The organism is Candidatus Methanoprimaticola sp. MG2, assembly GCF_047501175.1.
Lineage (GTDB): Archaea > Thermoplasmatota > Thermoplasmata > Methanomassiliicoccales > Methanomethylophilaceae > Methanoprimaticola.
Genome location: NZ_JBEQWH010000003.1, coordinates 109,989 through 136,092, shown reverse-complemented (window position 1 = coordinate 136,092; position 26,104 = coordinate 109,989). Strand labels below are relative to the sequence as shown.

Sequence of the window (26,104 nt, the reverse complement as noted above, 5' to 3'; positions counted from 1 at the left end):
GTAGTTGATGCATTAATTGGATTATACATCCAGGTGTGTCATATGGACATCAGAATCGACAACATCGGCTTCTCTTATTCCAGCGTCCCTGTCCTGAACAATGTGTCTCTGGATATCGATGGGCCGGGATTCATATCCATCCTGGGTCCGAACGGTGTTGGGAAGTCGACGCTGATCCACTGCATCAACAAGATCCTGCAACCGACGTCCGGTGCTGTCTTCATCGATGGGAAGGACGTTTCGGGAATCACGATCAAGGAACTGTCCAAGGAGATGGGATACGTCCCTTACTCCGCCAGCGATTCCTTTCCTCTTTCGGTCGTTGATACGGTGATAATGGGGAGACATCCGCACTCCAAATGGAAGTCCCTCGATAACGACCTGGATGTCGTGTACGACACTCTGAAGCTATTGGGGATAACCCATCTGGCTATGAGGCCTTTCAACGAGCTGTCCGCAGGGCAGCATCAGAAGGTGATGCTCGCCAGAGGGCTCGTCCAGGAGCCTCGGATACTGCTGCTAGATGAGCCCACATCCAATCTGGATGTGCGTCATCAGCTCGATGTGACGAAACTTCTGAAGAGGCTCTCGGTAGAGAAGAACATATTGATCGTCATGATCAGTCACGACATCAATATTGCTGCAAAGTATTCCGATAAGATCATTCTGATGTTTCAGGGAAGCGTCTATGACGTGGGAACGCCGGAAGAGGTGATCACAGAGGAGAATCTCCGTACTGTCTACGGTGTGGTATCGAAGGTGATTTCGGATGGGGACAGGCCTCATGTGATACTCAGCGATGCCCTGCCGATGGACGAGAGGGAGAATCCGTCCGCGGTCATGGCCTTGTCTGGAAGACACTCGACCAAAATGGGGAAACAGGACAGCCTGGGTGAGACTGTCTGATCTTTTGATTATGGATTCAGAAGTCGGTTTATCTAAAAATATAATTGGATTATACATCCAAAGTCTTAGAATTGAATACAAAAAGTGATATGATGAACAGGAACACGACGATCATCGCAGCTATCATAGTGGCCGCAATCGTGGTTGTCGCTGGTGTTGTCTTCGTTACCAACAATGGAGATTCTAATAGCAGTTCTGATGCGGCAACAGCGTCACAGCTTCAAATTAGAGGTAACGTCAATGATGACTATACCATCGACAATAAAGATATGGACATTTTTATGAAAATAATGGATGGCAGTGAGAAGCTGTCCGACTACCCGCTTGCTGATGTGAATGCTGATGGCAAGGTGGATGATACCGATAAGAAACTCCTTCAGGACCTCATCGACAGAAAGACTGGTACCACGGTTTATGTCCTCTGTCTCGACAGGCAGGGCAACAACACCACTGTTCCTGTGACATATCCGATCAGGGATGTGGTGACCTACGCTACCAACATGCAGATGCCTACCCTCTATGCGAATGGTGGACAGTACATAGCGGGATATTTCGCAAGCAGCTACGATGTTGCTGAGAAGTCCCTGTCCAACGCGACCCATCTGGGCGGAACCCAGAGGCAGATCAGTGATGCCGCATGGAAGAATTTCACGGAGCTCGATGCGAAACTTTCCAATGGTGTCGGGGCATTGCTTGTCGATTACAGCGGAGTCGAGCAGATAACCGATTCGCGTGCAAACGACCTCGAGGCTGCGAACATCCCAATGATCGTGTATGCATCTGCGGATGCAAAGGCTGAGATCGTAACTGTGCTTACATTGGGATTCCTCTTCGGGGAGGAATGCGAGAAGGTCGGAGCAGATTATTTCCAGATGAGCTGGGATGTGATCGATGCCATTGATGCAAAACTTGGATCACTCAGCGACAGCGAGAGGGTCAGTTACATCTGTTGCACCATGTTCATCTACATCTGCGAGAACGATTCCTCATTCAATTCCAGTGCAGCTACCGCTGGCGGGATCCCATACTACAAAATCAATTCCGAGTTCAGGGAGAAGTACAAGGGCGACAGTTCCACCAAGATGGCGAGCACCGAGGCCCTGTCCAATTACAAGGATGTCGGGTCCATCATCAACAACCGTTCCATGGACTGGGGGCTCACCGCCGAAGGCATCAAGGAACTGATCGTGGAGACCTGGACGCATGACAACAAAGGGATTTCGTCCACGGAATATTTCAAAGGATTCGAAGAGAAGCTCGTGTACATCAACAATCTGCTTCCCGGAGCCGTCAAGGTCGCGTACATGGCACACGCGATGTACGGTGATGACTTCTCGAGGGAATGGGCGGACAGCGTCCTCGAGGATTTCATCGACATAGGGTCGAAGCCCTTCGAGGGCCAGTCCCTGGATTCGATCCTCGCATACATCGACTACGACACATACAAAGTGGCCACGATCTGAACCAAACAGGGGCCTCGCCCCTTTCCTTCTCATTTAAGATTCTGGGCTGAGACGGATGGACCTGACGAAGGAGCAGATGAAGGAAGGATATCGCCTGGCGCTTTTCAGGAAGATGGTGTTCCTGGCGATATGTGTTATAGGGATCGTCCTCTTCGTCGGGATCCTCTCCATATCCAACTACGAGGGTATCGGTCTGAGGGAGACGTACGAGATCATATGGAACCACCTCTGCGGGAACGAGTATCCCGTGAAGTCATTGGAATGGTGGGCGGACCGCTATATCTGGAACACCGCCCTGCCGCATGCGATCGCCGCGATAGTCTCGGGCGCCGCGCTCGCCGTGTGCGGGACCATGATGCAGTCGATGATGTCCAATCCTCTCGCGGACCCGTACAGCACGGGAATATCCTCCGGAGCATGCTTCGGGGCCATAGTCGCGATAGTCGTGGGGATATCGATGTCCTCTATATCCGGGGAAATGGGGATCGTCACGAATGCGTTCATCGGGGCGATGGTCCCGGCGGTGATGATCATCGTGCTGTCGCAGAGGATTCATGTCACTCCCGCCACACTGATATTGCTCGGTACCGCGATATCGTACTTCTTCAACTCGATGATAACGTACCTGATGGTCACCACGGACGCCGATACCCTGCAGAGCGCCTACATGTGGCAGGTCGGGACGCTCGATGGCATGACCTGGGACTCGCTCCCGATAATGGTGGCCGTAACCGTCATCGGTTCCATAATCGTCCTTTTCCTGTCCAGCAGGCTCAACGTCATGTCCCTGGGCGACAACAGCGCGATCAGCCTGGGTGTGGACGTTCAGAAGTTCAGGACCCTGTGCCTCGTTCTCATGGCCGTGATGACGGCCGCCATCGTGTCATTCACCGGGATCATAGGGTTCATAGGGCTCGTCGCACCCCATCTGGTGAGGTTGGTGGTCGGGTCGGACAACAGGTTCGTGGCACCGATCTCCATGGCAGCCGGCGCGTTGATCCTGTTGATCGCCGATTACATAGCGTTCCAGTTCTCGGACATTCCCGTCGGAGTGGTGATGAGCGTCATAGGAAGCCCTGTGTTCTTCCTGCTCATCCTGTTCCAGAGCAAGAAGGCGGGGGCGATATACTGAACGACGAGCATTCTGAGGCCAGGATGGCCTACAGGGCCGAGAACAGGCGGAAATGCCTTCTGATCGCGGTCTTCTCCCTGATGGCGGCGGGATTGTTCTTCCTGACACTGGGCTTCGGGGTATACGACATCTCGGTGCCCGATGCCATAGAGACGTTCTTCAACCACCTCACCGGCAACATAGTCGATGAGGATGCGGACCATTACATCTGGGACACGCGCACCCCCCGTGCGATAGGTGCGATCATAATCGGTGCGGGTCTGGCGGTCGCCGGGGCGATAATGCAGAACGATTTCAGGAACCCTCTGGCGGACCCATATACCATGGGCATATCGTCCGGAGCATTCCTGGGGGCCACCCTGAGCATCGTCTTGGGGATATCCCTGGTCCCGTTCGTCAGCGGCGTAAGCACGACGGTGATGAACGCGTTCATATTCTCCCTGATCCCCACGATGATGATCGTCGCGATATCCAAGTTCAGGAAGATGACGCCTGCGACGATGATCCTCACAGGCATCGCGGTGATGTTCCTGTTCAGCTCTATCACGCAGATCATAATGGTCACCGCACCTTCGGAGTCCCTTGCGGACGCTTACGAGTGGAGGGTGGGGTCCCTCAGCACGATGAAGTGGGAGTATCTGCCTCTGATGCTGGGGACCGCAGTGGTGATAATAACCGTCCTATGGCTGCTCTCCAGCAGGTTGAACGTCATATACGCGGGGGACAGGGCGGCCCAGACGCTGGGGGAGAGCGCGGGAAGGATAAGGCTGTTCACGCTCGTCCTGGCCTCCCTCCTGACCGCTGCGATGATATGCTTCACCGGTACGATAGGGTTCATCGGCCTCGTCGGACCTCATGTGGCACGCATATTCGTCGGCTCCAACAACAGGTATCTCATACCCGCCTCTGCGGCATTCGGCGCGGCGTTCGTGATATTCGCCGACACGATCGCGAAGGTGAGCGGCCCGAACGGTCTTCCGGTCGGAGTCATCTGCTCGATGATCGGAGGCCCCCTGTTCATCTGGATCCTGGTCAGGCAGAGGAAGAGCGCCTGGATGTGAGGTCCTTCGGATACAGGGTCACCTGTCCTGGACCTCCTCCACCCTCTCCTCGAGCTCCAGGTATATCTGCTTCAGTCTGTCCAGGGTCTCGGGCTCGACGTCCCACATCCCCCTGTCCACGGCCTCGAACAGACGGTCCATCATGTCCATCATGGCATGCGGGTTCTCGTCCTCCATCCATTCGCGGGTGTCGTCGTCGAACAGATAGGTCTCCGTGAGCTTCTCGTACATCCAGTCGTCGACTATGTCCGATGTCGCATCCCAGCCGAAGGTGTACTCCGTGAGATCGGCTATCTCGGCCACGCCGCGGTACCCGTGCCTCTTCAGTCCCTCGACGAACCTGGGGTTGAGTACCTTGCTCCTGTACGTGAACTGGAGCTCCTCCTTGGTGCCCCTCGTACGTACGCGGTCAGGGTCGGACCCGTCGCCCATGAACGACAGCGCATCACCGTTCCCGTATGCGCGGCACAGCGAGTTCAGTCCACCCAGGTATCCGTATACGTCGTCGATGTCCAGGAGGTCGATCTCCCTGTCTGGCATGTTCTTGACGGTGGCCTTGACGTTGGAGAACCGGCGGACGAACTCGTCCCTCATCGGCCTCCCGTTCAGGCCGCGACCGTATGCGCAGCTCCCCCATGCGACGTATATGTCGGCGATGTCCTGGACGGTCTTCCATCCGCCGGTCTCGATGGCATGGTTCACCCCGGGCCCGTACGCTCCGGGGGGACAGCCGAAGACGCGGACCGAGGCCATGCGCCTCGCCTCGTCCTCCGAGATCCCCTTGGCCATGTTCTCCACGATGTCCCTGCGGAGGTTGGCGGCGAGGATGTTGTCGTCATCGGACTCGTCGAGGTTCCCGATCATGGTGGCCGCATCGTCCAGGAGGTCTATGAGGTTCGGGAACGCATCGCGGAAGAGGCCAGTGATCCTGACCGTGACGTCTATCCTGGGACGTCCCAGCTCCTCCAGCGGGACCGGTTCCAGTCCGACGACCTGTCCCGATGATGACCACACCGGACGGGCGCCCATCAGCCACAGTATGTACGCGACGTCGTCGCCGTTGTTCTTCATGGTGTCGGTCGCCCAGATGATGAACCCCACCTCCGTGGGGTAGGTGCCCCTCTGCTCGGTGTACCTCGAGACCATCTGGTCGGCCATCCTCCTGCCGACCTCCCAGGATGCCCTGGTCGGGATGATGTCAGGATCGATCCCGTAGAAGTTCCTCCCCATCGGGAGGAGTCCCGCGTTCCCCCTGGTGGGCGCCCCCGATGGGCCGGGGAGCACGTATCCGCCGTCGAGGGCGTGCATCATGTTGGACATCTCGTCGGTCATGCGACGGAGGTTCGGCACCAGGAAGTCGCAGACGAACGACACGGACCTGGCAAGTCCCTCGGACGTCCCGATTTCGGACGCCATCCTCATGCATTCGGTCCTGTCGTAGTCGGCGGATTGCATCCCGTCTATCAGGTCCATGACCGTGGAGTCCACGCGATCCAGGACGATCCCGTTCAGTTCCCCTCCGGTCATGCCCGATGGGTCGTCCAGTATGCTCCCCAGATCGTATCCCATGGCCTCTGCCACGGACCCGCGGAGGGACGGTACGTCCCCGTTGCGGAGCCTCGTGAGCGAATAGACGTCCTCCTTCAGGATATCCCCTTCCGGGGACCTTCCGAGCACGTGCAGGCCGTCCCTGATCAGGGCGTCCTTCACTTCGGTGATGTAGTCGTGCACCCTTCCGAGGTGATCTTCGAATCCTAGGGGCTGGATGTCGTCGGGGATCCCGAGCTCCTCGAGGAGGTCGGCCTTCCTGCAGGCCTCTATGCACTCCGAGAGCATGGCCTCCCGCTGCCCGCCCTTGGCGGCGGTGTTCTTGAACAGCTCCTGGACCGGGCCGTTTATGGCCTCCAGCTCGTCGTACGACCCGGCCCTGGACATGGTCGGGCACATGTGTCCGATCAGGACGGCCTCCGACCTCCTCTTGCATTGTATCCCCTCCCCCGGGTCGTCTATCACGTACGGGTAGATGTTCGGGATGCTGTCCAGGACGATGTCCGGACAGCATTTGCCGGAGAGTGCCGCACCCCTCCCGGGGAGCCATTCCAGCGTGCCGTGTGTCCCTATGTGGAAAACGGCGTTCGCCCGGAAGTCGTTCTTCAGCCATCTGTAGAACGCCAGGTACTGGTGGGGCATCGGCACCACGGGGTCGTGGTACACGGACTCCATCTGGTCCGTCCACGACCTCAGCGGCTGGAATCCGATGTAGACGTTCCCGTTCACGATCCCGGGTATCACGAACCTGTCCCCGATTACGGAGACGGTGCCGGGGGCCTTCCCCCAGCTCTCCTCCATGCGCCTCCTGTTGAACTCTGGGACCTTGTCGTACTCCTCGGAGTACTCCTCCATCGTGACCATGTCCGCGGCCTTCTCGACCACCCTCCCGTCGGACGACCATTCCAGGTCGTTGGTCACGTTGTCCAGTATCTCGTCGATGAGGTCCCTGGACGTCTCTGGGACGTGGTCCACGGTGTATCCGAGGATGTCCAACCTCTCGAGCATGTCGCGGACGCTCTGTATGGTGTCGAGCCCCGCCGCTCCTCCGATCCTGCCGGATTCGGGACGGGACTGGTACATCAGGATCGCGACCCTCCTCTCCGAAGGAGGGGTGCGTCTGAGCATCACCCATCCGCGGACGGTCGACACGAGGCGGGACACCCTTTCCCTCAGGGGCGTGTACACCTTGGGGGATCCCGGTTCCCTCTCGTTGCTGGAATGGGGCACGGTGATTATCTGGCCGTCTACCTCCGGCCATATGAGGTTGACGTTGAAGCTGTCCTTGGCCGGGCGTTCGCAGCACTCCTCGTAATCCGAGAAGTGGCCTGCGACGGCCATCGTCTGGAACACGGGCACGTCGGTGAGGGTGTGGAAGAAGTTCTGTTCGTCCGGCGTGTATATGCCGGAGCAGTCGCGGGAGTTGTTCAGCTGTGAGAACTGCGTGCACATTATCAGGGCGTCGATGCGCGACCTGGCACCGTCCATGAAGTATTCCCGGACGTATTCCACGGTGCCGCCGTGACCGTCGTCGTTCACCATGACCGCGCTGAAGAACACGGGTATCGCGTTCATCCCCTGGCCCTCGACCTCCCCGATGATGCAGTCTATCTGCTCCAGGTTCCTGTATATCCAGAGGTTGGACGTGAACATGATCCCGACCGTCGGTCTCGAGGGGTCGAGGCTCTCGAGATACTCCTCGAGGGAGACGTCCCTCGGGAAATCCGGATGGTATATGCCGCTCCGGCGCTGTTCGACCGGATCCGGGAGATTTCCCTTCCCGGTCAGCATCCTGTTCAGCCACATCACGATGGCCCTGTCGTTCTCCGCACCTCTGCCACTGACGTACTCGCGGAGCTGCATGTACTCCTGGTCCGTGCCTTTGAACAGGTCCCTGTATGCGAGCGACACCTCCATGTTGCCGCTGTGGATGTCGACGAACCCCGGGCATTCCCTCAGGATCTTCTCCCATTGTTCGAAGCGGTGCATCCTTGTCGGGTCGGCCATCACCCTCACGAGGACCAGGTCGGCCTCCTTGCTCCTGTGAACGAGCTCGTGGTACAGCAAGGGGTCGGAATCTATGTCTGTCGAGTTGGCGCAGAACAGGTCGAGGTCCCAGCCGTTCTCCCTGCAGACCGTCTCTGCGGGCTCGCGGAATGTCGTGGATTCGATGCTCTGTATGGAGACATAGACGATTCTCAAAGGCATATAGGATGTATCATCCAACTAATATTTGAAAGACTCATGGAGCTGTATTCATTTCTTATACCATGTATTAAATGCATGAATTGGATATATCATCCAATAAGTGATAACGCATGAAAAGGTACCTGTTTCCATTCGTCTCGATCATCGGTCAGGAGGAGATGAAGAAGGCTCTTCTGATGAACGTGGTGGATCCCGGCATCGGCGGGGTCCTGATCAAGGGGGAGAAGGGGACCGCGAAGTCCACAACGGTCCGTTCCCTGGCACAGATACTTCCCATGAGGGACGTGGTAACGGGTTGTCCGTTCAACTGCGATCCGTCGAGTCCCGATCAGATGTGTCCCTACTGCTCCGAGAGGTTCGATCGGGAGGGCACGCTACCTTCCGGCAAGGTCCCGATGAAGGTAGTCGACCTCCCTTTGAGCGCCACCGAGGACCGTGTGTCTGGGACGTTGGACATAGAGCATGTTCTGAAGACGGGGCAGAAGAAGTTCGAGCCCGGTGTGCTCGCGCAGGCCAACGGCAACCTCCTCTACGTGGACGAGGTGAACCTTCTTGACGACCACATCGTCGATCTCCTGCTGGACTCCGCCGCCATGGGCGTGAACTACGTGGAGAGGGAGGGCGTCTCGTTCTCCCATCCGTCCAGGTTCGTCCTCGTGGGCACCATGAACCCCGAGGAGGGCGAGCTGAGGCCCCAGCTCCTGGACAGGTTCGGTCTGTCCGTCAGCGTCAAGGGCGACGGGGATCTGAAGAGGAGGATGGAGGTGGTCCGCAGGAGGATGGAGTTCGACCTCAATCCCTCGGCATTCACGGACTCCGTCAGCGGCGAGTCCGAGAAGCTCAGGGACAGGCTGGCGGAGGCCATCCGGATCGTTCCGACGATAGGTATCAGCGATGAGATCCTCGAGGCCGTCGTCAAGATCACCACCCATTTCGGGGTGGACGGCCACAGGGCCGACATAACGATGATGAAGGCCGCCAGGGCGAACGCCGCCCTGGACGGCAGGACGGTAGTTACGAAGGACGACGTGCGTGAGGTGGCGAACGTGGTCCTGTCCCACCGCATGAGGAGGCGTCCGTTCGAGGAGGAGGCGTTCGACGCAGAGGAGCTCGAGAGATGTCTGCAGGGGATCTGAGCTTTCCGTTCTCCGCAGTGTGCGGCATGGACGATGCCAAACGCTCGATACTCTGCGCCCTGGTCAATCCCAACATCCGCACGGTGCTGATCAGAGGGGGTCACGGGTCCGCGAAGACGGTCCTTGCCCGGGCGAGCGGCGCCCTGTCCGGGAGACGCGTCGTCAACGTCCCGCTGAACGTCACGGAGGATGCGCTGTTCGGAGGGATGGATGCGGAGGAGACGGTCAGGCAGGGCCGCGCGGTCATGCAGGAGGGTCTCCTCTCGAGGGCGGACGGCAACATCCTCTACGTGGACGACGTCGACCTCCTGGACACGAGGGTCCTGGCCACGATGCTGGAATGCATATCGGAAGGCACAGTCAGGGTCGAGAGGGAAGGCATCTCCGGGGAATACGGGTGCGACACGCTGCTCATTGCCACGATGGGCTCCGACTCCCCTGGCCCGAGCCCGCATCTCCTCGACCGGTTCGACGTCTGCTCGTTCTCGGATTTCCCGGAGGACGACGAGGCCGCGAGAGAGGAGATCCTCCGCAGGAACGCAGAGTTCCTGAATGATGCCCGCGGTTTCGTCGACGGTTATGCCGATGAGGAGGAGGACGTCCGCTCGGGCATCTCCAGAGCTCGTCGCATCCTTCCTCTGGTGACCATCTCCGACGGGCTTTTGGAGGTGATCGCGGACCTGTGCACGCGCATGGCCGTGGACGGGATGCGCGCGGACATCGCGATGGTCCGCACGTCCATGGCGATAGCCGCCCTGGACGGAAGGGACGAGGTGCTGAGGGGCGATGTGGAGGAGGCCGCGAGGATATGCCTCCCCCATCGCAGGAACCACTCCCAGCCGCCTCCGGAACCTCCCCAGGACCAGGACGGGGAGGATGACAGGCAGGACGACGACCGGAACGAGGACCCTTCGGACAGTGACGGGGAGACTGACGATGGGACCGATGGTCGCGACCCGCCCGAGAGCAGCGATCGGCCGGACAGGGACGAGGAACAGCCCCCAGACCTCCAGGACCTCCTGGACGAGATCATGTTCGAGGTGGGGGAGCAGTTCCGTGTGATAGACTATCTCGGGGACGGTCGCAGGGTCATCCGTACCACCTCGTCCCGCAAGGGCCGCAGGTCGATGGCGGAGAGCAACGACTCCACCGGCAGGTACGCGCGTTCCCGGATCCCCGACGGAAGGGTCGTCGATATCGCGTTCGATGCCACCATACGCGCCGCTGCGCCGTATCAGGCCAGCAGGGCCCATGGGGACCTCCTGATCTCCATAGAGGAGCAGGACATACGTAGGAAGGTCAGGGAGCGCCGCTCCGGATGCACGATCATGTTCCTGGTGGACGCCAGCGGGTCCCTGGGGGTCCGCAGGAGGATGGCCGCTGTGAAGGGTGCCGTGCTGTCCATGCTCCGTGACAGCTATGTCAAGCGCGACAGGATAGGACTGATGGCGTTCCGCAGGGACTCCGCGGAGCTGGTCCTCCCTCCGACGAGATCGGTGGAGTACAGCTACAGGCATCTGGAGGAGCTCCCTACCGGGGGCAAGACCCCGCTCGGACAGGCACTGGTCACCGTCAGCGACTTCATGACATCCTACTCGAGGTCCCACCAGGGGGAGTCCTGCTACATCGTGCTGATCACCGACGGGAGGGCGAACGTCCCCGTGAGGGAGGGTGCGGATGCGAACGATGAGGTACGGAAGATGGCCGCCGACCTGAGGATACCGCAGGTCGAATGGATCGTCATCGATGCGAGCACGGGCTACGTCAGGTTCGACAACGCACAGAGGCTGGCCGAGGCCCTGGAGGGGACGTACTTCAGGTTGGAGGACCTGAACGCGGACCGTCTTGCGGAGAGTGTGAGGGCGGTTATAGGGTGACCTGTCTGCAGATGCTATGCTTTTGAGTGATGGATATGACATCGACAAAACGGAAGGTGCTGACGGGATTGGGGGTGGCCATTACATTGGCATTCTTGGCTCTTTTAGGGTTCTGTGTATATGCGTCGATGAGCAATCCGGGGGATACGGCATTAATGGTTTCCATGGGACTGGTGTCATCCGGACTCATGTCATTCCTGGTGATATTCGCATTGTTTTATGGCGGTACAAGGTCCCCTTCGGAAGAATACTCGGAGATGTATCTCGGAATCTGTGGAGGGTGTGGTTCCAAGCTGGACCAGAGCGGTACATGTCCCGTGTGCGGGAGGGTCGGGCACAGGCCCAAGATATGAAACACTTAGTTATTATAACATAAAAATGTCTATTGAATAATTGTTGTCATTTTATCTGGATTATTTTGATATTTGTTTAAAATCATAGTTGGATTATACATCCAATTAATTAAATAGTAACAGATCTTTGAGGACTTTGGTCAATATGGATAAAACCAAGACGATCGCAGTTGTCGCAGTGGCGATCATAGTCGTTGCTGCGGCAGCAGTGGTTCTTATGAACAGGTCTGATGGAGGTTCCGATGTCGCCATCGAGTCGGAACTCCTCGTGTTCGGCAATGCCAACGGCGATTATACCGTCAATCAGGCGGACCTGGACATCATAAATGAGATTTTGAAAGAAGAAGATCAGTCGAAGAGGGACGCGAAGCTTTCTGAGAACCCTCTCGCTGACGCCAACAACGATGGACACGTCGATCAAGACGATGCGGATCTCGTCAAGAAGATCATTAATGACGAGCCCTGCACCGTGTATCATTACAACGCGAGCAACGTCGAGAACTATGTGGTGAGCACCGCATGGCCCGTCAAGTCCGCAATCGCAACGGCTTCCGCCAATCAGTGCTGGCTCATGACGATGGCCGGCATCACGGACATGGTCCACGGAATCTCGTACAGCATGTCGTCCGCACCGGACCCCACTCTGTTCCCCGAGTTCAGCAAGATGGAGTCCATAGGTGGGTCATCCACAAAGCTGCCCGTCGACAAAGCCTCGACCTACATATCCCAGTACGGTGTGACCGCGGTCATAACGGACAAGACCGAATCTACCGTCGACAAGAAGACCGTGGAACCCTAATACGAGAAGATGGGTGTGGATGTCATCAGGGTCGGTGCCGCATCGGTCGATGTGACGGAGTACTGTCAGCAGCTTTTCCTCATCGGATTCCTCTTCCAGACCGAGGAACAGTGCGAGGACATCGCGAAGTGGTGGCTCTCCATGCAGGCCGAGATAGACTCCAAGACTGCCAATGTGGAGAAGAAGTCCGCCATAACGTGCAACGGATCCATCTCCAAGGACTGTATCTGGGTTTCTGCCGGGACATCGGACTACGTGGATGTTATCACCCATGCCGGCGGGGAGTACGCGCTCGATGACAAGGTCCTGACAGACTACACCTCCGGGGCATACTTCAGCAAGTCGGACACGTGGCTCTACAACTATGATTTCGACTACATAATCAACATCAAGACCAACGATTGGTATTCCGGTGCCGTCGATGACACTGCGAAGTACGAGGAATGTCTGAGCATATTCGATCAGACCAAGGCATATCAGAACAAGAACGCCTATGTCATCACAGGGGATGCACCAATTCCCATAAGGGTCGCCTACGCTGCCGCAGTGATGTATCCCGACCTTTTCACCGAGGAGTGGGCCGATGAGAAGAATCAGGAGTTCATGGACAAGTTCACTGATGTCAAGATCGATGTGAGCAGCCTGCACTTCATCATCAGCTACGACACGGCCTATCCCAAGGCGTGAACAAACAGGGGCGAGTGACGTTTTGTTCCGGACGGAAGACAAGTTCGTCGAATACAGGCACTACACGAAGCGCAAGGTGCTCTTCGTCGTCGTGTGCGTGTCGCTCGCCTTCCTTTCCCTCGGCCTCTCGATATACGTGGGGGCGAGGGATGTAGGGTTCCTTGATGTCTACGGGTTCATATTCAACCGTATCATCGGCGTCGAATACGCTCCTGGTAGCTACGAGGCGATAAGCGATTTCATCGTTTGCGACGTCAGGCTACCGAGGGCCGTCTTCGCTCTCGTCGCGGGTGCCGGACTGGCCGTGGGCGGGGCCATCATGCAGAACGTCATGAACAACCCGTTGGCGGATCCATACACCACGGGCATATCGTCTGGGGCCTGTTTCGGGGTCGCGGTGTCGGTGATCCTGGGAGTGACGATATCCGTGAGCTCCCAGGCGGACAACATGGGGGTGATGCTGAACGCGTTCATCTTCGCGTTGATCCCGGTGGCCTTCATCCTTGCCGTGGGATCCCGTTCCAATGCCTCGCCGGCCACGTTGATCCTGACCGGGGTCGCGATATCGTACATATTCAACGCATTGACGACCGTTCTGATGATGATGACCAACGAGGAGACCTTGGCCGTGGTCTATCGTTGGCAGGTGGGGTCGCTCTCGGAGATATCCTGGTCGTCGGTACCGCTCATGGCTATCGTGAACATAGCCGGGATCTTCATTGCGATATACCTCTCGAGGAAGCTCAACGTCCTCGCGCTCGGGGATGAGAGCGCAAAGGCATTGGGACTAAACGTGGAAGCCCTTCGCCTCGTTTGCATGCTGGTTATCTCGTTCATGGTCGCCTCGGTGATCTGCTATGCCGGGATAATCTCGTTCGTGGGGCTGGTGTCCGCACATATCGTCCGCATACTCATCGACTCGGACAACAAGTTCGTGATCCCTGCGTCAGCGGCCGTCGGAGCGCTGTTCATGATAACGGCGGACACGTTCGCAAGGTTCCTGTCCCCGCAAGATGCGATTCCCGTGGGCGTGATGCTCTCGTTCATCGGTGCCCCAATCTTCCTGTATCTGATCATCAGACAGAAAAGGGCGGTCTGGTGATACGATGGGGGTTACAGAGTACCGTCGCATGGGGAGAAAGGGGACGGCCCTGATCCTGGTCATAGCGGCGGTCGCGATTCTGGTGGCATTCTACTCGATCTCCATATCGAAGTATCACATAGGGTTCGGAGAGGCCATCGGGATCATAGTCAAGAACCTCACGGGAGGGACATTCGACACATTCGAGGAAGGTCTCAAGAACAACATAGTCTGGGAGAACTACCTCCCCATGATCATCGGCGGGCTGTTCATCGGCGGGATCCTGGGGATAGGCGGGGCGGTCATGCAGACCATCATCCGCAACCCTGTGGCCGACCCCTACACCACGGGGATATCGTCCGGGGCATTGTTCGGAGTGACGGTGTTCATAGTCCTGGGGTCGGGATTCACGGGTATCGGGTACGAGCTGGGCATGATGTTGAACGCTTTCGTGTTCTCACTCGTCCCCGCGGCGTTCATAGTCCTGTTCTCCATGGTCAGGAAGACCACGCCGACGATGATGGTCCTGATAGGAATCGCCGTGATGTACGTGTTCTCGGCGATGACGACGTTGCTGAAGTACACGGCGACCGACGATGAGATCACCACGATATTCGCATGGTCGGTCGGGACCCTAAGCGGTATCGGGTGGACGGATGCAGGCTATCTGATGATCGCTTTCACTGCCATCGCCGCATCCATGATGTTCCTTTCCAACAGGCTCAACGTGATAACGTCCGGGGATAACGCGGCCATCGGCCTGGGGGTGGACCCGAACCGTACCAGGGTCCTCTGCCTGGTGCTGGTGTCCGTCGCGACCTCGGTGGCGGTGTGCTTCTCCGGGACGATAGGGTTCATAGGGCTGGTGGCCCCCCACATCGCACGTGTCCTGGTGGGTTCCAACATGAAGCTGCTGATCCCCTGTTCCGCGGTCGTGTGCAGCCTTCTGCTGGTCTTCAGCGAATCATTGGCCAGATGCATAGGCCCCACGGGCATGTCCGTCGGAGTCGTCACGGCATTGATCGGAGGGCCGTTCTTCCTGTATTTCATAGTCAAACAGAAGAAGGGGACCTGGTGACCCGGTCCCATCGTTTCAAAGAGGTCGTCATATGGAGATAAGAATCAACGAGATGGCATTCAGTTATTCCAGCGTGCCCGTTCTGGAGGGGATATGCATAGACCTCAAAGGACCGCAGTTCGTTTCCATCCTCGGTCCGAACGGAGTCGGAAAATCGACGCTGATCCATTGCATCAACAAGATACTCGAGCCCACGGGAGGTACCGTCCTTGTGGATGACATGGATGTGTCGGACTATTCGTTGAAGGACATGGCCAGGAAGGTAGGGTATGTGCCGTACTCGTCGTCAGACACCTTTCCTCTGACCGTGGTGGACACCGTGCTCCTCGGTCGGCACCCGCATGCGGGATGGAAGACCACGGACGATGACCTCCGGATCGTATACGACACGTTGGAGAGATTGGACATAGGGGACCTTGCGATGCGCTATTTCAACGAGCTATCCGCCGGTCAGCATCAGAAGGTCATGCTCGCAAGGGGCCTTGTGCAGCATCCGGACATACTGCTCCTCGATGAGCCGACCTCCAATCTCGATGTCAAGCACCAGCTCGGGATCTCCAGGTTGCTGAGGAGGCTGTCGCACGAGGATGACATAATGGTCATAATGATCAGCCATGATCTCAACATAGCCGCGAAGTACTCTGATTTCGTGATAATGATGCATCAGGGTTCCATATTCGATGTCGGTACGCCGGCAGAGGTGATAACCTCCGAGAACATCAGGGAGGTGTACGGAGTGGATTCGAGAATAATCGATGATGACGGGTCACCCCATGTCATATTGAAGGATCCCGATTGCGTCGACATCAGATGCATGGATCCCGGATCGCTCTGCGTGGACACATCTGCCTGTGACCGAGGTATCTTGTGAGGTTTCGAGTCGTAGTATTCGATATTTTGACCATGCAACCATACAGTACAGTGTCGGGTTACGATCCCCGTGTGGGGCCGAGGTCAGACCGGGTATCGAAATCATGGCTGGAATGGTCACATTGCACACAATTCGATTATTTTTATAAACAGACAATATGTTGGATGTATATTCCAATTGCATGTCAGGTCGTGATTCTCTGAAACTTGCCAACATCTCCATCGGAACAAAGGACAGTCATATGATGAACGCCGCCGTACGTTCCCTGGTCCAGGTCGGTCTGGATCTGGATTTCCGTTGTTTCAACGCCTCCGACCTGGACGATGACCCCCTCCTTCTGGCGGATGCGATGGACTTCGTCTCCGGTGCGGACCTGGTCACCATCAAGGTCCATGGGGACACGTCGTACTTCAAGAAGTTCGAGAGGATGAGGGGGGCGATCGATGCGAACCATGTGTGCGCCCTCCTGGACTGCACCGACGAATCGGTCACCGCATCGTACCGGGGCATGTTCTCGCGTCCCGACGAGGACTACGCCAGGTGTCTCGCATACATGGTCCTCGGAGGGGACGACAACTTCAAGTCGCTGGTCCTGTGGTCCCTCAGGACCTTCGACGGGCTGGACCTGGAGGTGCCCGATCCCGTCCATCCTCCGGCCCAGGGGCTGTACTATCCCGGAAGGGAGAGCATAGACATAGACTCCTACGTCGGATCGCTGCCGAGGGACAGGCCGAACATCGGGATATTCTTCTATCAGAAGCAGTGGCTGACCGGCAACACGCATCACATCGACGCGCTGATCCGGGAGATCGAGGGACAGGGAGGGAACCCGGTCCCGATATTCATGTACGCATCTGAGAACAAGGTGGCCGGCGCCATCGGGACCAAGAGGCTGCTGAGGGAGCACCTGACCCGCGACGGCGGGCCGGTGCTGCACTCCATCATCGAGACGATGAGCTTCTCGCAGACGCTCGTCGCCAATCCGGGGGAGGGCGAACAGGTGTCCGAGGACAACTTCTTCCTGGAGTACGGGGTCCCCGTGATCCAGACCATGACCTGCTGCCGTCCGGCCGATGAGTGGAGGGAGGACACCGGAGGCCTGCTGCCTTCGGAGATAGCCTACGACGTGGCCCATCCGGAGTTCGACGGCCAGATAGTATCGGTGGCATGCGCCTCCACCGAGAGGGACATCGAGGGGTCGCTGATGGCCGAGCCCCTGGAGGAGCGTCCCGGGAGGGTGGTGGACACGGCCATGATGTGGGCCAGGCTCCGCATGACGTCCGATCAGCAGAGAAGGGTCGCCATACTACTGTACATGTACCCGCCGAAGACCGCCAACGCCGGCGGAGCCTCGGGACTGGACACGTTTCAGAGCGTCGTGGACCTCCTCCACCGCATGAGGGACGACGGGTACTATGTGGGCGATGACATACCGGAGACCTCCCGGGAGCTCGTCGACATCCTCCTCGCAGGGATCACGAACGACATGGAATGGTCATCCGAGGAGTCCATCAGACAGAAGGCGGCCGATCTGATATCCCCTGAACGGTACGGTCAATGGTACTCCGGGCTGTCGGAGGCCGCCAGGGGGAGGATCGAGGAGGGATGGGGGAGGCCCCCGGGCGACTTCTACACCGTGGGGAAGGAGATCGTGGTCCCCGGGGTGCTGTTCGGGAACGTCCTGGTCGGGTTCCAGCCGGACCGGGGAAGGGACATACAGTCCGACTATCACAACCCGGACACCGTCATGCCGCACCAGTATCTCGCGTACTACAGGTGGCTCAGGCACGTCTTCGGAGCCGATGCCGTCATCCACGTCGGCACCCATGGGACCCTGGAATGGCTTCCGGGGAAGGGCGTCGCCATGTCGGGCGACTGCTGTCCCGACTACGTCATGGACTCGCTTCCGGACATCTACCCGTACATAATCGGCAACCCCGGGGAGGGGACGCAGGCTAAGAGGCGCGCATCTGCGGTGATCATCGACCACATGATACCCTCCATGATGCGTTCCGGGAGCTACGATGACATCCAGGAGGTGGAGGGGGCGGTCCAGAACTACATGAGCGCCGTCACACAGGGCCAGCAGGACAAGGCGGAGCTGATAAGGGTCAGGCTCAGGGAGGCCGTCGGACGGATGGAGCTCTACAACGACCTCAAGCTGTCGCCGATGTGCACCGACGAGGAGTTCGATGCCCGCGTCGACGACCTGTACGATTACATAATGGATGTGAAGGAGAACCTGATCAAGGACGGCCTGCACATCCTGGGCGATGTCCCCGAGGGGGACAGGCTGGACGAGATGATATACAGCCTGACGAGGCTGGACAACGGCGAGGTCCCGTCCCTCCGCGGCTCGATCGCGGGATCCATGGGGTACGGGATCCTGGACCTCCTGAACGACGTCTCGTCCGTCGACCCCGTCTCCGGCATGCTGAAGGGTCAGATACTGGACGACGTCGAGGGACGCACGGACGAGATGATATCCGACATGCATTCCCTGGGGTTCGATCCGGACGGGTGCAGGGCCCTGGCGGAGGGACGCTATCCCGATGACAACGGGGATCTGCTGGAGTCCGTGTCCTTCATATGCGGGACCCTCTACCCGAGCATCCTGAGGATGGGGGACGAGATCGACTCCGTCATGGACGCCCTCCGCGGGCGGTACATCGAACCGGGTCCCTCCGGATGCCCCACGCGCGGCAGGGCTCAGCTGCTCCCCACTGGAAGGAACTTCTATTCCCTGGACCCGGACTCCATCCCCTGGCACTCCAGCTGGGAGGTCGGCAGGAGGATGGCGGACCAGATGCTGGACCGCTATGTCCTGGAGCATGGGACCTATCCCAGGGCGATAGGCATGGTCGTATGGGCCACGGACACCATGAAGACCGGCGGCGATGACATCGGATACATCCTGTGGCTGATGGGGCTCAGGCCCGTGTGGACGGGGTATGCCGGACGCGTGATGGACCTGGAGGTCATCTCGGTGTCCGAGCTGGGGAGGCCGAGGATCGATGTGACCCTGAGGATCAGCGGCCTGTTCAGGGACACCTTCCCGAACCTCGTCAACCTGCTGGACCGCGGTGTCAGGACGATCGCGGACCTGGACGAGTCCGACGACGAGAACTGCCTGAGGGCCAATCTCAGGCAGGACATAGCGCGCTCCATCGCGGAGGGCGTCCCCGAGGACGAGGCGAGGGACGAGGCGCTCATCCGCATATTCGGGGATGCGCCGGGCACGTACGGTTCGGGGACCAACATACTGATCCGCACGTCCGACTGGCATGACGTCTCGGACATCGGCGCCATATACCGCAGCTACGGGGAGTACGCGTACGGTGTGGGAAGGAAGGGGAAGAGGTCCCCCGAGGCGTTCAGGCGCAGGCTGGAGCTCATGGAGGTCACCGTCAAGAACAGCACCTCCAGGGAGTACGACATGTTCGACAACGACGATGTCTACAACGACCTGGGCGGCATGAACGCGGCGGTGAGGGCGGTGTCCGGGAGGATGCCCATGTCCTTCATCGGCTGTTCGGCGGACACGTCCAACCTGAGGACGAGGACCATCGACGAGGAGGGCCGCTACGTCTTCCGCAGCAAGATAAACAATCCGAGATGGGTCGAGGGCCTGAAACGGCACGGGTTCAAGGGAGCGGAGGAGATCTCGAACATGGCCGAGTACGTCTTCGGATGGGATGCGACGTCGGACATCGTGGACCCGTGGATGTACCAGTCCATAGCGGACAACTTCCTCTTCGACGAGGAGACCGCCGAATGGTTCGAGGACGCCAACCCGCATGCCATGCACGACACGGTCTCCAGGCTGTTGGAGGCCATAGGCCGCGACATGTGGTCGCCTGCCCCGGACGTGAGGGAGAGGCTCGAGCATATGTATCTGGATCTGGAATCCAGGTTCGAGGGTGAGCAATGAGCGGCATAGCGGTCAGGTCCAAGGGACTCGTGAAGAGGTTCGGGGATTTCACGGCGGTGGACGGCATCGACCTGGAGATAAGGGAGGGGGAGATCTTCGGGTTCCTCGGACCGAACGGTGCGGGGAAGACCACCACCATACGCCTCCTCACGACCCTGTCCCCTCCCACCGAGGGCACGGTGGAGATATTCGGGAGCGAGGTCTCCAGGCTCGACGATGCCGTGAAGGAGCGGATAGGCATAGTCCAGCAGCACATAGCGCTGGACAGGGACGTCACGGTCCTGGACAACATCCGCTATCACGCGATCCTCCACAAGATACCGCGCAGGGAGGCGGACTCCAGGATAGACCGCCTCGTGGACATCATGGGCCTCCGCCCCTTCCTCAGGAAGAACGTCATCGACCTGTCGGGCGGGTGGAAGCGCAGGGTGGCCATCGTGTGCAGCATGGTCCACGATCCCTCGATCCTGTTCCTGGACGAGCCCACGGCCGGACTGGACACCCAGTCCAGGCACATGCTGTGGGACCTGATCAGGGAGCTGAACTCGGAGAGGAGGACGATATTCGTCACCACCCATTACATGGACGAGGCCGAGGTGCTCTGCGACCGCGTGGCCATAATAGACCGGGGGAGGATCCTCCGCGTCGGGACGCCGAAGGAGCTCTGCCGCCTCATCGGCCAATGGGCCGTGGAGTACGACGAGGGGCCGAGGAAGAGATACAGCTACTTCTCGGACTGGGACGATGCCAGGAGGTTCAGGGACTCCCTCCCGATGGATGCCGGTGTGGTGTCCCGGGCGACGAACCTCGAGGACGTGTTCCTGGAGCTGACCGGACGCGAGGTCAGGGTCACGGAGGATGTGAGGTACCGCGTATGAGCGTCCTCTCCGATTCCGCAAGGGTCGCATGGATAGACATCCGCTTCATCCGCGGGAACCTTCCCGTCGTGCTGGTCACGTCCCTGGTCGCCCCGCTGCTCTACCTGTTCGCATTCGGGTACGGTCTGGGCAAGGGCATGGTGGTGGACGGGCACGACTACCTCTCGTTCATGATCCCGGGGATAATCGCGATGTCCACCCTGACGGCCTGCTTCAACACGGTCGCCACGAAGGTCATGCTGCAGAGGACGTACTATCAGAGCTTCGACGAGCTGTTCCTCTGTTCGATGAGGCCCTCGTCGATAATCCTGGGAAAGGCGTATGCGGGCGTGGTCAGGGGGCTGATCAGCTGCACCGTGCTGTACTCCATAGGGCTGGTCGTGGCACCGGACATCGCCCTGTCGGTGCCCGCTGTCATGATGATGGTGTTCTCGTGCGTCATGTACTCGATACTGGGCGTGGTGTCCGGGATGATCGCCAACTCCCATCTGACGATGAACCTGTTCACCAGCCTGGTCATCCTCCCGATGACCTTCCTGTGCGGGACCATATTCTCCCTGGACAACATAGGCGGGGTGGCACAGGACCTGATCTCCCTGCTCCCGTTGACCCACACCACGGAATGCATGAGGGCCGTGATGATCGGGGACCCGTTCCCCTGGGCCTCGTTCGCCATACTGATGCTGTGGTCCCTGCTGTTCTTCGCGGTGTCCAGGCACATCCTGGTCAAGGGGAGGTCCTGAGCCGGTCGGCACCCATTATTATCCCTCCCGACATTCACCCTGTCATGAAGATGGATGGAAGGGCAGGCATAGTGGACATAGACGAGGACGAGCGCGTCGTCGTCTTCGACACGTACAGGCTCAAGAAGATCACAGGCACGAGGGTCGCACCGATCCTGGGCCTCAGCGAGCATGCGTCCCCGTTCAAGGTGGCCTGCGAGATGGCCGGCCTGTACCCCGGGGACAAGGCGAACAAGTACATCGACGCGGGGAACATACTTGAGCCGGTCCTCCGCGACCATATCGCGAAGGACTGCATGGGCATGCTCCGCGACACCCTCCCCGTCCCGGACGGCTCCCGCGTGGCCGTGGAGGAGCCCGTGCCCAAGGAGCAGTGCGGATACGACCACTTCCACAACGAGAGGGTGTTCGGAGGCATGGTGGACGGATACATCGTCATGGACGGGAAGAGGTCCGCGATACTGGAGATCAAGACTTCCAGCGACAGGTCCAAGTGGCTGGACGAGGACGGCGGATACACCAACGTGCCCATGAGCTACATGCTGCAGGCATCCCTGTACGCGAAGCTTTCCAACCTGGACAGGATCGTCTTCCTGGTGGGCTTCCTGGAGGAGTCCGACTACGACCGTCCGAAGCAATGGGTGCCGACGAAGGAGAACACCTTCGTCATCGTGAAGGACAGGCTCGACATGGACGGGTACATGGACGACTGCGTCAAGTGGTACGACGAGTACATGAAGGGCGGATACACGCCGGAGTGGACCGATTCCGAGGACGACCAGGCGGTCCTGAAGTACCTCAAGGCGTACAAGCCGGATGCGAAGAAGAAGAGGCGCTGAGGATCACATGCTCCGCTGAAGGAGCCCGATTGGGACCATCACGATCAGCATCAGCACGTTCGCCGCGGTGAACAGCACCAGGAACCTGCGGGTCTCGATGCCGTCGGATGCGGAGTACAGCCTCAGCGCTATGACGCTGGCCATGGACGCTATCGGTGTGCCGAACCCGCCTATGTTGGCCCCCACCAGTATCCCCTCCCAGTCCGCGGTGAACCCCGACAGCATCACCGCCGCGGGCACGTTGCTGATGATCTGGCTCATCCCGATCGTCGTGAGCATCGGGTCCCATTCCATGAGGCCCGCAAGGGCATCGCCGACGGCATCCATGTCCGCGATGTTTCCGGTGAAGACGAACAGGAGCACGAACGTCAGGAGCAGATCGTAGTCCACGTCCCCGAACGCACCGCGGTCCACCAGCAGGACGGCGGCGACGGTGACCGCCAATGTCGCCCAGAACGGGAAGAGGTCCAGGACCGTCAGTGTGCAGAGGACGAACAGCCCGACCATAACCGCGAGTCCTGGCCCCTTCCTGAGTCCCGGCTCATCGTCCAGTTCCACTTGCACGCGGTCCCTGCCCGCCGTCAGGGCGAGGACGGACACCACCAGGAACCCGGCCAGCACCAGCGGGAGCAGGGTAGCGGCGAACCCCGCGAGGCCCATGTCGTAGGCCGAGAAGATCAGGATGTTGTGGGGGCTCCCGAAAGGGGTCGCCATGCATCCGGTGTTGGCCGCAAGGGTCTGGAGGACCACGACGGGGACGATCAGGTCCCTCCTGCCCGCCATCATGAGGACCATGATGGCGAACGGGACGAAGGTGATGAGCGCGACATCGTTGGTTATCGCCATCGAGCACACGAAGGGGAGCATCACGAGGGTCAGACAGAGCATCCCGATGCTCCTCTCCCCGTGCAGCATCCTCCTGGCCAGCCTGTCGAAGACCCCATACCTCCTCATCCCCGCGACCGCCGCCATGAAGCAGAACAGGATGCAAAGCACCCTGACATCGATATGGTCGAGGGTTTCGGCCGAGGGCGGGACGATCAGCATCGAGACGGCCGCCAGTGCGGCGGAAGCGACCAGGAGGGCATGCTCCCTCGCGAACCTCCCGATGCGTTCCATGCACGGTCCATCGTCGGCCGATATATCTGTGTTCGCAGGTCTTATCTCCGAGATGCGAGTTCCGCATACGGGTGATACAGATGTCCGTGAAGGATGACGTCATCAATGCAATGAAGGAAGCCGGAAAGCCCATGAGCGCAGGCGAGGTCGAGAAGGCGACAGGCATCGACAGGAAGGAGATCGACAAGGCGTTCAAGGAGCTGAAGGCCGAGGGCGCCATAGTCTCCCCCGTAAGGTGCAAGTGGGAGCCCGCCCAGTGAACCAATCGGGTCCCGGAGGCCATCCGGCCTCCCGGGGTCCGTCAAACTCCGTATCTTCTCCTTATCTCGCACATCAGCAGGCTGGTCATGCCGATCCTGCCGGACCTCAGGGACCTCTCCAGGAGCCTCCTCAGATCATCATCGGAGACCATCCCGGTGGCGATCAGGTCCGTGACGGCCCTCTCGTCCCCGGATGCCACCGCCTGGGTCGCCCTCGGCATTATGCTGTCCGAGATGAACCTCTCGTACCTCCGGCGGTTGGACTCCGTCAGGCCCACGGGCTCCACCAGGCGTCTGACGGCAATCTCCGGGGTGAGCCTCATGCACAGGCTGAGCATGGCATCGTCGAACTCGGGGAAGCACATGGGTGTTCCGCCCATGAACTCGAACTCGAAGTCCTCGCCCCCGTTCCTGCAGCGGACCAGGCAGTCGCTCCCGAGGATCAGCTTGAACCCTCCGAACACGGACAGTTCGCCGTCGTACTCTATGGAGGATATGCCGCTGGCCCCCTCGAGGGCGTTCGGCGACACGCGACGCACGGACGCGGGTATGACCAGCGTCCTCCCGTTGCTCCCGGAGGATCCGGACATGAACGAGCTCCCGAGCGCTTCCACCATCCGGCCGTCCACCGTCTCAGGTATGCGCACGACCCTGTCGGTGCTCACCACCCTGGTGACCGTCAGCATCCCGTCCTCGACCTCGGTGTCCACGATCAGGCTCACGACATCCCCTCCAGTGCATCCGCGATGCGCCGGTCGTGTCCGGCGGAGAGCATCTCGTCGTTGAACCTGTACAGCGGACCGTCCGGTCCGGAGTACATCACGACGCTGTAGCATCCCAGCAGTCCGGACAGCAGGGACACCGGCTCCTGTCCGTTGCCGAACGCCCTGCGGAGGTGCCCGACGGAGTTCTCGACCATGGAGTCGAACCTCTCGTGCACCATCCTCTCCCTGACAACGGTCTCCCTTTTGAGCGATGACACCGCATCATTAGTGGGAGGCATCCCGTGGATCGACGACAGGCAGAACGCGGCGCTCCTGGAGTCCTCGCGGGTGGAGTTCGCCCCCATCCTGCGGGTCAGCTCCCTCCTGGCGGATGCCAGCGACCCCTCGGGGTCGTCGGGGTCCAGGGATGCGAGGACATCGGTCAGCGCCCTGAGGTCCATCCCCTCCTCGGCGACCGCGTTCAGTCTGCTGATGAGCACCGATATCACGGACAGCTTTTCCTCCGCGTCCGCGTGGGCGAGAGAGCCGTCGTCCTCCGCGGTGCCGTTCAGGATCGCATCGACATCGTGCTCCTCGCGGTACTTCCTGTGGAAGTCCAGGTACCTCTTGAACTCGGCGGCGATGTCCGGGTCGCGTATGTACTGCGAAACTAGGTTGACGTCCACCTCCATGCCCAGCCTCTCGTGCTCCTTGATCACCGTGGACAGGTCCTCCCACGCCCTCGGCGTGGCGAACACTGGCCCCTCTGGCGTGTTCTCTATGGTGAGGAGGTTCTGGGGCTTCACCTGGAGGTAGTATGTGACCGCGTCGTGGACGCCGGAGCTCATGGCGTACCTGAGCCAGACATCGGTGTCCGGCTCGACGTCGATCATCCTTATCCTGTCCAGGGTGGCTATGTCGAAGTCCCTCGCGGAGGAGTTGAACTCCGGAGGGTTGCCAGCGGCGACCAGCACCCATCCGTCGGGGATCCTGTGTGGTCCGAACTTCTTGTTCTGCAGGAGGTCGAGCATGGCCGCCGACAGCGTCTCTGAGACGCAGTTCACCTCGTCTATGAAGAGAATCCCTTCGGGGCGTCCCTGTGTCTCGATCGCATCGTACACCGAGGCGATGATCTCGCTCATGGTGTACCTGGTGACCGACAGCGTCATGTCCCCGAACCTGCGTTCCTCGATCATCGGCAGTCCGATGGCCGACTGGCGGGTGTGATGCGTCATCGCATATCCGACGTAACCGATCCCCAGCTCCGCGGCCACCTGCGACATGATCGCGGTCTTGCCGAGCCCCGGCGCCCCCATGACCACCAGCGGCCGCTGTCTGGCCCTCGGGATGAGGTAGTTGCCGGCCGCATCCTTGTCCAGATACGCGGACACGGCCTGTCTTACGCAGTCTTTCGCTTCCTGTATGTTCAT

The 26,104-nt window shown here is 59.4% G+C and carries 21 protein-coding genes; 17 read left to right on the top strand and 4 right to left on the bottom strand.

Features of this window, described 5'->3' with window-relative positions; genetic code table 11:
• Nucleotides 1-42 precede the first annotated feature (42 nt).
• The 4 genes from V5D86_RS03200 (at nt 43) to V5D86_RS03185 (ending at nt 4,562) form a co-directional block, all read left to right on the top strand.
• On the top strand, nt 43-906 hold the full coding sequence (locus V5D86_RS03200) for an ABC transporter ATP-binding protein (protein ID WP_414595254.1): 864 nt from the start codon (nt 43-45) through the stop codon (nt 904-906).
• A gap of 281 nt (nt 907-1,187) precedes the next feature.
• Nucleotides 1,188-2,369, top strand: a complete 1,182-nt coding sequence (locus V5D86_RS03195) for a hypothetical protein (RefSeq protein ID WP_414595253.1) — start codon at nt 1,188-1,190, stop codon at nt 2,367-2,369.
• A gap of 55 nt (nt 2,370-2,424) precedes the next feature.
• Nucleotides 2,425-3,501, top strand: a complete 1,077-nt coding sequence (locus V5D86_RS03190) for a FecCD family ABC transporter permease (RefSeq protein ID WP_414595252.1) — start codon at nt 2,425-2,427, stop codon at nt 3,499-3,501.
• A 23-nt stretch (nt 3,502-3,524) separates the two neighbouring features.
• The gene (locus tag V5D86_RS03185) at nt 3,525-4,562 is read left to right on the top strand and encodes a FecCD family ABC transporter permease (protein WP_414595251.1); all 1,038 of its coding nucleotides are present in this window, start codon (nt 3,525-3,527) and stop codon (nt 4,560-4,562) included.
• 18 nt (nt 4,563-4,580) lie between these two features.
• Here the strand turns inward: V5D86_RS03185 and cobN (V5D86_RS03180) are convergent, their stop codons facing one another.
• Nucleotides 4,581-8,318, bottom strand: a complete 3,738-nt coding sequence (gene cobN / locus V5D86_RS03180) for a cobaltochelatase subunit CobN (RefSeq protein WP_414595250.1) — start codon at nt 8,316-8,318, stop codon at nt 4,581-4,583.
• 110 nt (nt 8,319-8,428) lie between these two features.
• On the opposite strand from cobN (V5D86_RS03180), the gene V5D86_RS03175 reads away from it, so the two are divergent.
• The 12 genes from V5D86_RS03175 (at nt 8,429) to V5D86_RS03120 (ending at nt 22,591) form a co-directional block, all read left to right on the top strand.
• Nucleotides 8,429-9,454 carry an ATP-binding protein gene (locus V5D86_RS03175; RefSeq protein ID WP_414595249.1) on the top strand — a complete coding sequence of 342 codons (1,026 nt, stop codon included), beginning with the start codon at nt 8,429-8,431 and terminating at the stop codon, nt 9,452-9,454.
• Nucleotides 9,436-11,331 carry a VWA domain-containing protein gene (locus V5D86_RS03170; RefSeq protein WP_414595248.1) on the top strand — a complete coding sequence of 632 codons (1,896 nt, stop codon included), beginning with the start codon at nt 9,436-9,438 and terminating at the stop codon, nt 11,329-11,331. The genes V5D86_RS03175 and V5D86_RS03170 overlap by 19 nt, the downstream gene beginning before the upstream one ends.
• Before the next feature lie 155 nt (nt 11,332-11,486).
• Nucleotides 11,487-11,684 carry a hypothetical protein gene (locus V5D86_RS03165; protein WP_414595247.1) on the top strand — a complete coding sequence of 66 codons (198 nt, stop codon included), beginning with the start codon at nt 11,487-11,489 and terminating at the stop codon, nt 11,682-11,684.
• A gap of 145 nt (nt 11,685-11,829) precedes the next feature.
• Nucleotides 11,830-12,483, top strand: coding sequence for a hypothetical protein (locus tag V5D86_RS03160; protein WP_414595246.1), 654 nt, complete (start codon nt 11,830-11,832; stop codon nt 12,481-12,483).
• A gap of 15 nt (nt 12,484-12,498) precedes the next feature.
• On the top strand, nt 12,499-13,170 hold the full coding sequence (locus V5D86_RS03155) for a hypothetical protein (protein ID WP_414595245.1): 672 nt from the start codon (nt 12,499-12,501) through the stop codon (nt 13,168-13,170).
• Between the two features lie 22 nt (nt 13,171-13,192).
• A complete protein-coding gene (locus V5D86_RS03150; protein ID WP_414595244.1) occupies nt 13,193-14,272 on the top strand; it encodes a FecCD family ABC transporter permease in 1,080 nt (359 codons plus the stop codon).
• Between the two features lie 28 nt (nt 14,273-14,300).
• Nucleotides 14,301-15,329 carry a FecCD family ABC transporter permease gene (locus V5D86_RS03145; protein ID WP_414595243.1) on the top strand — a complete coding sequence of 343 codons (1,029 nt, stop codon included), beginning with the start codon at nt 14,301-14,303 and terminating at the stop codon, nt 15,327-15,329.
• Nucleotides 15,330-15,360: 31 nt separating this feature from the next.
• Nucleotides 15,361-16,200, top strand: coding sequence for an ABC transporter ATP-binding protein (locus V5D86_RS03140; RefSeq protein ID WP_414595242.1), 840 nt, complete (start codon nt 15,361-15,363; stop codon nt 16,198-16,200).
• Between the two features lie 181 nt (nt 16,201-16,381).
• Nucleotides 16,382-20,131, top strand: a complete 3,750-nt coding sequence (cobN, locus tag V5D86_RS03135) for a cobaltochelatase subunit CobN (RefSeq protein ID WP_414595241.1) — start codon at nt 16,382-16,384, stop codon at nt 20,129-20,131.
• On the top strand, nt 20,128-21,009 hold the full coding sequence (locus V5D86_RS03130) for an ABC transporter ATP-binding protein (RefSeq protein ID WP_414595240.1): 882 nt from the start codon (nt 20,128-20,130) through the stop codon (nt 21,007-21,009). The genes cobN (V5D86_RS03135) and V5D86_RS03130 overlap by 4 nt, the downstream gene beginning before the upstream one ends.
• Nucleotides 21,006-21,752, top strand: coding sequence for an ABC transporter permease (locus V5D86_RS03125; protein ID WP_414595239.1), 747 nt, complete (start codon nt 21,006-21,008; stop codon nt 21,750-21,752). The genes V5D86_RS03130 and V5D86_RS03125 overlap by 4 nt, the downstream gene beginning before the upstream one ends.
• Nucleotides 21,753-21,796: 44 nt before the next feature.
• The gene (locus tag V5D86_RS03120; RefSeq protein WP_414595238.1) at nt 21,797-22,591 is read left to right on the top strand and encodes a YqaJ viral recombinase family protein; all 795 of its coding nucleotides are present in this window, start codon (nt 21,797-21,799) and stop codon (nt 22,589-22,591) included.
• Between the two features lie 3 nt (nt 22,592-22,594).
• Here the strand turns inward: V5D86_RS03120 and V5D86_RS03115 are convergent, their stop codons facing one another.
• Nucleotides 22,595-23,710: an SLC13 family permease gene (locus V5D86_RS03115; protein WP_414595237.1), complete on the bottom strand. Its 1,116-nt coding sequence runs from the start codon at nt 23,708-23,710 to the stop codon at nt 22,595-22,597.
• Nucleotides 23,711-23,790: 80 nt separating this feature from the next.
• Between V5D86_RS03115 and V5D86_RS03110 the strand changes: the two genes are divergently transcribed.
• On the top strand, nt 23,791-23,970 hold the full coding sequence (locus tag V5D86_RS03110) for a transcriptional regulator (protein WP_414595236.1): 180 nt from the start codon (nt 23,791-23,793) through the stop codon (nt 23,968-23,970).
• A gap of 41 nt (nt 23,971-24,011) precedes the next feature.
• On the opposite strand, the gene V5D86_RS03105 is transcribed toward V5D86_RS03110, so the two are convergent.
• Nucleotides 24,012-24,692, bottom strand: coding sequence for a hypothetical protein (locus V5D86_RS03105; RefSeq protein ID WP_414595235.1), 681 nt, complete (start codon nt 24,690-24,692; stop codon nt 24,012-24,014).
• Nucleotides 24,689-26,104 carry an ATP-binding protein gene (locus tag V5D86_RS03100; protein WP_414595234.1) on the bottom strand — a complete coding sequence of 472 codons (1,416 nt, stop codon included), beginning with the start codon at nt 26,102-26,104 and terminating at the stop codon, nt 24,689-24,691. The genes V5D86_RS03105 and V5D86_RS03100 overlap by 4 nt, the downstream gene beginning before the upstream one ends.